Origin of the sequence: Photobacterium sanctipauli, assembly GCF_003026495.1 — a bacterium.
Lineage (GTDB): Bacteria > Pseudomonadota > Gammaproteobacteria > Enterobacterales > Vibrionaceae > Photobacterium > Photobacterium sanctipauli.
The window spans coordinates 1-6877 of the sequence record NZ_PYMA01000035.1 but is presented as its reverse complement, the minus strand read 5'-3'; the positions used below and the strand labels follow the sequence as shown (position 1 = coordinate 6877).

At 40.5% G+C, this 6877-nt stretch carries 4 protein-coding genes; 3 read left to right on the top strand and 1 reads right to left on the bottom strand.

All coding sequences use genetic code 11. The features are described 5' to 3' along the window. Positions 1 to 497: 497 nt before the first annotated feature. The 3 genes from C9I98_RS26165 to C9I98_RS26155 all read left to right on the top strand — a co-directional run bounded on the left by C9I98_RS26165 (position 498) and on the right by C9I98_RS26155 (position 6579). Positions 498 to 2072 (top strand): competence protein CoiA family protein, encoded by a 1575-nt coding sequence (locus tag C9I98_RS26165; protein ID WP_107272673.1) that lies wholly within the window; start codon positions 498 to 500, stop codon positions 2070 to 2072. A 215-nt stretch (positions 2073 to 2287) separates the two neighbouring features. Further along, entirely contained in the window at positions 2288 to 6133 is a 3846-nt protein-coding gene (locus C9I98_RS26160) for an RNA-directed DNA polymerase (protein ID WP_107272672.1), read from the top strand. Next, positions 6130 to 6579 (top strand): hypothetical protein, encoded by a 450-nt coding sequence (locus C9I98_RS26155; protein WP_107272671.1) that lies wholly within the window; start codon positions 6130 to 6132, stop codon positions 6577 to 6579. Before C9I98_RS26160 ends, C9I98_RS26155 begins: the two co-directional genes overlap by 4 nt. 67 nt (positions 6580 to 6646) lie before the next feature. On the opposite strand, the gene C9I98_RS26740 is transcribed toward C9I98_RS26155, so the two are convergent. Further along, positions 6647 to 6877, bottom strand: a 231-nt coding sequence (locus C9I98_RS26740) for a hypothetical protein (protein ID WP_211318348.1), incomplete at its 5' end; no start/stop codon positions are given.

Genomic DNA, 6877 nt, shown 5'->3' with positions numbered 1-6877 from the left:
CCAGTTTAAGGGCTTCTGCTTTAAATTCAGGAGAATGGATAATACGTTTCTTCTTGTTTGTCATGATTCACCTCGTTAGTGATTGTACTCACTTAACTCGGTGTCCAAAACTGCTGGTGCGGATCAGGTCTCCGAGAAATCGGTATTGGTAGAGCGAGCAGTTGCTCCACCAGCATTAGTTTCTAAATACCTAGATAAAGGTGACTTAGAAGGCTACGAGAGATTGGTCTCAGCAGAAGCGCGAAGTCATAAATACGTAACCGCCAAACCTTGTGAGTTGATTGATGACCCGCTGTTTGAGGTGTTCGTTGAGGACTGGTTAAGGCCTGACGAAAGAGTAATCAGAACTTATGCATTGAAACCATAACTGATTTCCAAGCTCAATACCTCCAAAACTTGAAGCCAACACTAGTAACTTGCTCTATTTTCACTTAGCTTATCATATTGATTTAATGGGCTTTGGTTGGCTCATCACCTTCGAGTTGAGAGGAGTGGCGATGCTAGAATATGCGTTACATGGCGATTCAAATACCTTAAGGCATGTTGATTCTGTCGAGAATGGCTTAAAGTGCAATTGCGTATGCTCTGGTTGTGGAGATCGCTTAGTAGCTAAAAACAATGGAACTAGTGGTACAAGACATCATTTTGCACATGATTCGAAAGACGAAAACAGTAACTGCTTAATGACTCAACTCCACTTAGTCGCACAACACTTTTTTCTTGAATCGCAGCCCCTTTATCTTCCGCCAGCATCCTTTGAATACAAAGGACAAACACTGAGCCAGTGCGAAGTATCAACAAATGTTCGAGGTGGAAACCTAGAAGTACGCTTAGACCGCTATATCGCGGATGTACTTCTCGAAACCGAACTCGGTGACATAGTGATCGAAATATTCGTCACTCATGAAAATGAAGCTGAAAAAACAACCTACTATCAACACAATAAAATCCCTTCAATAGAGTTTGATTTAAGTGCCTACCTTAATCGCAACATTGATGAAGTACTCTCAGATCTAAAAGCGAAAAAAGTGCCTTACAAATGGCTTTACGAATGGTGCCGAGAACAACTCATTGATAAGCACGAGCAGTTTTTGGAGCGTGAAGCAGAACGTATCAAGAAAAAACGTGTTCGTAGTGCAAAAGACTCAGCTAGAAAGTTTATTAAAGGTAACTACATTTTGTTACCTAGCTTAACTCAAAAGTTTGAATGCCAGATTGACAAGTACACGTATCGCGAAGAAGTCACTATTTATTCTCGCTCTGAACAGCGTGTAGACAGCGTTAGCCAAGTAAAGTTGACGGAGGAATACCTTCTGCTCAAGGCGATTCGAGGTAACAGCCACATCTGGGTAGCGTTTCTATTAAAGGATTGTTTACCTGACGATGTCGTTGATCTTAATGGAAGCGTAGTTATCCGCACTCCAGCAACATCTGAGAATAATCGGGCTATCTGGAAATGGTTGAAGTACCCCAAATTAATGCTGAAAATTGAAAGATCTCAACAAAGTTTTTTAAAGGAATCGAACAATAAGGCAAAGAAGGCTAGAACAACAAAAGACGCCGTAAGACAGGCTAAAACCAACTCTGAGCTTTATCTACTTTCAAAAGATAACTTGTTCAAAAGAGACTACTCCAGATGGTCGAAGTGGATGACACTGAATCAGTTATTTCAGCCTAGCCCCGCTAGGAAACACCCAAAGTTACCTCATGCTCTTAATTATATACGAAGCTATCCCTGCCTCTGGGCGTTTGACACTTGGCATATTCTAGCCTTGAGTCTGCTGGCTGAAATCGTCGATAGGAAGCCAAAAGACACTAAAATTTTCTATCACCATCTGTTCAAGGAGTTAGTCGAACTTACAGGGTTGCATAAAGAGTTTTCTGACATTGAGCAGCGCATCGCTCCACATGCCGTTGATACTGATTCTAAGTCGCTTGTGCTTCGCTCAGAGATAATCGAAGAAGCTCTTAGACCCTATGCCAATGTCGGTGTTATCTATCGCTTACAGGGCGGATTTAAGCGCATAGGCTCACTAATGGAAGCTATTGATTTGGACTCTTCATATATGTGAGTCGCTAGCCAGAACGCTTAGAGTCGAAGCCATGATAATCAGGGAAACTTTTGCAAATAAGCCGCAAAGCGCTGATGTCTAAGTAGTTAGATAACAATGACTTCGAAGATGATGACAAACTTGCTCGACATCATCACAAAGATAAATACTTATTCATCTAATCGCACTAAACAGGGTAACATATACAAAGTCGTCACTTAAACCAACGTACATGTATGCTACTCCACAAGAAATATAACAAGATCTTACCAACGGGAGACTTCATATCTGATGAAGTTATCCTGTTAAGTGCCTGGAAAAAGTCTCACCAACATATCAGAGGGGTCAACTGGTATGTTGATTGTTTAGACTTAGATAAATCTGCTCTCGAGCTTGATCTAAGGGTTTCCTCTCTATCTTTAGCCCTTAAGGAAAACGACCTTGAGTTATCTCCTCTAAAGCTAATACCTGCACCTAAGTCTCATCCATGGACATTTATAAAATCGGACGATGAGTCTGCCCTCACTTGGGTTCCAGAAAGCAAAGATAAGGATGAAGATGACTCTGATAACCCTCGATTGCCAATGAGACCTTTGGCCCATGTATCGATAGACGATCAGACCGTTTTTACTGCATTGATGATGCTGCTGGCTAACCATGTTGAAACTGAACAGGGTGACACCTCTACTCTGTTTTCTGATGTACACGATAAGGGTTTAATAAACTATGGTAACAGGCTTCACTGTAAGTACGTTGATAACAGTGCATCATACTCCTGGGGTAACAGTAATACATATAGTAAGTTTTTTACCGACTACCAGCGCTTTCTAGAGCGCCCTATCTACTTTGGTCGTGAAGCTAAGCGAGTTAAAACAAGCAAAGAAGAAATCTATGAAATTCATTTAGACTTTTCTAAGTTTTACGACTCTGTTGATCGGACGATACTTGCAGAAAAAATTGAGGATCTGGTCAAAGAAATAACTGGCAAAGAAGCTGATGAATGTATTAGCTACGTTCTAGATCAGTTTGCAGATTGGGAATGGACAGAAGAATCTCAAGACCTATACACAGAAGTGTGTAAAAACGAACACATACAGACCCTAGAAGATAATAAAGGTATACCTCAAGGGCTCGTCGCGGGTGGTTTTTTAGCAAACATTTACATGCTTGATTTCGACAAGGACATTGCTGAGCTGATAGGCCAATATCTAGATGAAAACGAAAAGATACTATTAGTAGATGCTTGTCGATATGTGGACGACCTAAGACTGATCATCAAAGCAGACAAAAACGAAGTATCTGAGAATGAAATCCGTGAAGTGATAGCTGCTTACTTCAAACCATATCAAGATAATTTAGGTCTCATCCTTCAACCTCAAAAAACCAAAGTTAAAAAATTCAGCTCTAAAGAAGGAGCAATCTCATCTAAGCTTGCACACATACAAAATAAGTTAAGTGGCCCAATGCCACTACATGAACTAGATGAACAACTTGGACACCTTGAAGGACTAATTGAGCTAACAGATAATCTTGAGATCGAAGACTGGGATAGTAACGAATTCGAAGAAAATTGTATAAGTGAATTAGCTTTTATTGATAGAACTTTCAATGATGTACGTAAAGATACTCTCCTACGTTTTACAGCCAACAAAATCCACTCACTTCTTCGTCAAAAGCGAAGCATGATCGCACAAGAAGTTACCCCTTCTGGAGCCCCTATTCCAGGAGCATGGGATTATCTACAAGAGAGAATGGCTCGAAAACTAATATCAAAGTGGACTAAAGATCCTTCGCTTTTGCTACTTCTAAAAAAAGGACTAGAACTATTTCCTCATGCTCGAATACTGCGCCCAATCTTACAAAGCCTCGAGAGCATCCGAGACCATGATGACCTAGCACTTACCACTTTCGCTGAATATTGCTTAAGTGAAGTACTTCGCCACTCTGCTACCGCAATACATACAAAAGATCGGTGGGCGTTTCCTGCACACTCCGATCCAGAAAGCTACTTTGAATGCCTAGAGGATTACGCATGCAGTAAATTTGAAGTGCTAGATTCCTTTGAGGAGGCATTTAAAGAACAAATTTTGTTCTTTAGTCTTGTTCGTAATGACTCACCTCTTAAAGAGGTTATTAATATTGAACCATTTGATCTGATTACTCAGCTACTAAGTGGTTTCCGCAACGTAAACCTAAAGCAAAAACCTACTGAGTTCACTACAGCGGTTTTACTAGCTAACCAACTAGCACTGGACAAAAGAAAAGTCTTGCGTTCTATATCAAGTGCACTGGAATCGATCTATAGTCGGCGTGCTCGCCCAAACGTATCATTTCCCTCACGAAGAGCCAGACAGCTAAATAGAGGAGATCTAAGCGATATATGTGAAAGACTCATGCTAAATAGCCCTGAGCTATTCGAACAATTATACTTAAAAGCGAAATCAACTGACTCAAAGTGGCCTAAGAAAGCCCACTCTTTTGCCAACTATCTTGGTCTAAATGATTATGCCAAAATCAAAGGAAATCTATCTTCCTACAATAGTAAATCAGTATCCCTTCTTTCGGTGATTAGAGCCGACAACAGCCCATTTAAGCATGAGAATGGCATACTTAAGCTAGTTCAATCGTCACTAGCTGAAATAGATAAAAACAACTTCGACACACCTATAGATATTGCAAATACAAAAGTCCGATGTAGTGATTGGGATGACTTGCTAAGCCTAAAATCATCATGTGAGCTCAAAGTCGAGTTAGAATTTTATGATGACGAGACCGAACTATTTCATACTCCCCCTAAATGGCTAACAGAAGAACACAAACCACTCTATTACATTGGGATGTTCATTCGAAGTTGTCTACTGGGCTCTGTCGACTGGAGTAGCAGCAGCAGTCTCCAGTCTGAAAAACCTGCATATCGCGGTATAAAGTCCAATATGCTAAAAAGGCAGATCGGTATGATGCATTCACCTGAAGCATTTGGAGATAGCAAATCGCCGATGAGTGATTGGCTATCAACATTGTTGTTCAAGCTACTACAATGGCCTGGGGTTGAAAGCAACAATAGCTTATATTCATGGCCGAAAGCCTGGACTCTAGATGAACTAGAAAAGTGTATAAACAATCGAACTAATGACCAAGCTAAGTCATACTGTACACTCTCCAATATGCCAACCTATACAGAAAAAGTAAGGTTAGGATGGCCAAAAGACAAAAAACACCTAAATGTTGTCATGGTTCAATCACTTCTACCTTTGACAAAAGACTTTGATTTAGCTGGCTTAAAGTTAGATACACCAACATACAGAGCTAAGCATAGAAGGCACGTTGCTTCAGTTTCAGAACTAATCTTACACAACATCGCTAGCGTCGATAGTGTGAATGAAGCTCCAAACCTCAAAGGAAAAGTGGATCTTATAATTTGGCCTGAACTTTCTGTCTCACCCGATGACCTAGATATCTTAGAAAGGCTTTCGGATAAAACGGGGGCAATTGTTTTTGCAGGGATTGGCTTTAGCCATATTCAGAATGAGCGTGACCTCAATAACTCAGCTATGTGGATCATCCCAAATAAAGGAACGAATGGCAGGAGATTTATCAAGCGCCTTCAAGGGAAGAAAAACATGACTGTTGGTGAAGTAAACCAAATTATGCCTTGGAGACCATATCAACTAATCGTAGAAATGATTCATCCTGCTCATGAAGAGAAAGAGGGCTTCAAGTTGACTGGCTCGATATGCTATGACGCCACAGATATTAAGCTAAGTGCCGATCTTAAAGACAAATCACACGCGTATATTATTTCAGCGATGAACAAAGATATTGCGACCTTTGACAGCATGGTTGATGCGCTCTTTTATCATATGTATCAGCATGTTGTACTAGTTAACAGTGGTCAGTTTGGTGGTTCAGTAGCCAAAGCTCCTTACAAAGAGCGATTCCATAAGCTCATTACTCACACACACGGTTCCAATCAAGTATCGATATCGACATTTGAGATGAATATGTTCGACTTTAGAGATTGTGGTCAATCCCTAAGAACTAACAAGAAAACAAAGACACCGCCAGCAGGAAACATGAAATGATTTGCCTCGACACTAACGCTGCTAACTTATTGACGTTTGAATTTTGGAATGAACGAGCTGATATCATAATGGCCGTTGTTGCTGTTCTTGCGCTAATGCTCACATTACAACAACTACGGTCAGGGAGACAGGAGTCTCGAAGAGCAACGGCTTATGCAACTTACCAAGAGTATCTAAAAAACTGTGCAGACAATCCAAAATTTGCTTATGGGAATAAAAACGACATTGTTTCGAATGGAGTCACTCACGAAAAGTACCCATGGTTTGTTTCGCAAATGCTCTTCACATTTGAACAGGTTCTAGAAACGTCAAAATCTGATAAACAATGGAGAACTGCAATACAGTCGCAGCTTGAAAAGCATGCATGGTACCTACAAGGTTCAAATACTGTAAAACGAGAAGAATGGAGTAAAGATCTAATGACTTTAATAAAAGAAGTCATATAAAAGTCGCAAGTTGAGAGACTTGAGAATATTCAGGATGAACTTGCGGCAGACTCTTAATTGCTCTACTTCAAGTCAAACGAAAAATGCCCAATGTGTGGAGACATTGGGCGCCCAACAAATCTAGACCACTTTCTTCCAGCAGCTCATTCTCCTCAATATTCATACAGACCAAAGTGATCCGCACCAGCAGTTTTGGACACCGAGTTAAGTGAGTACAATCACTAACGAGGTGAATCATGACAAACAAGAAGAAACGTATTATCCATTCTCCTGAATTTAAAGCAGAAGCCCTTAAACT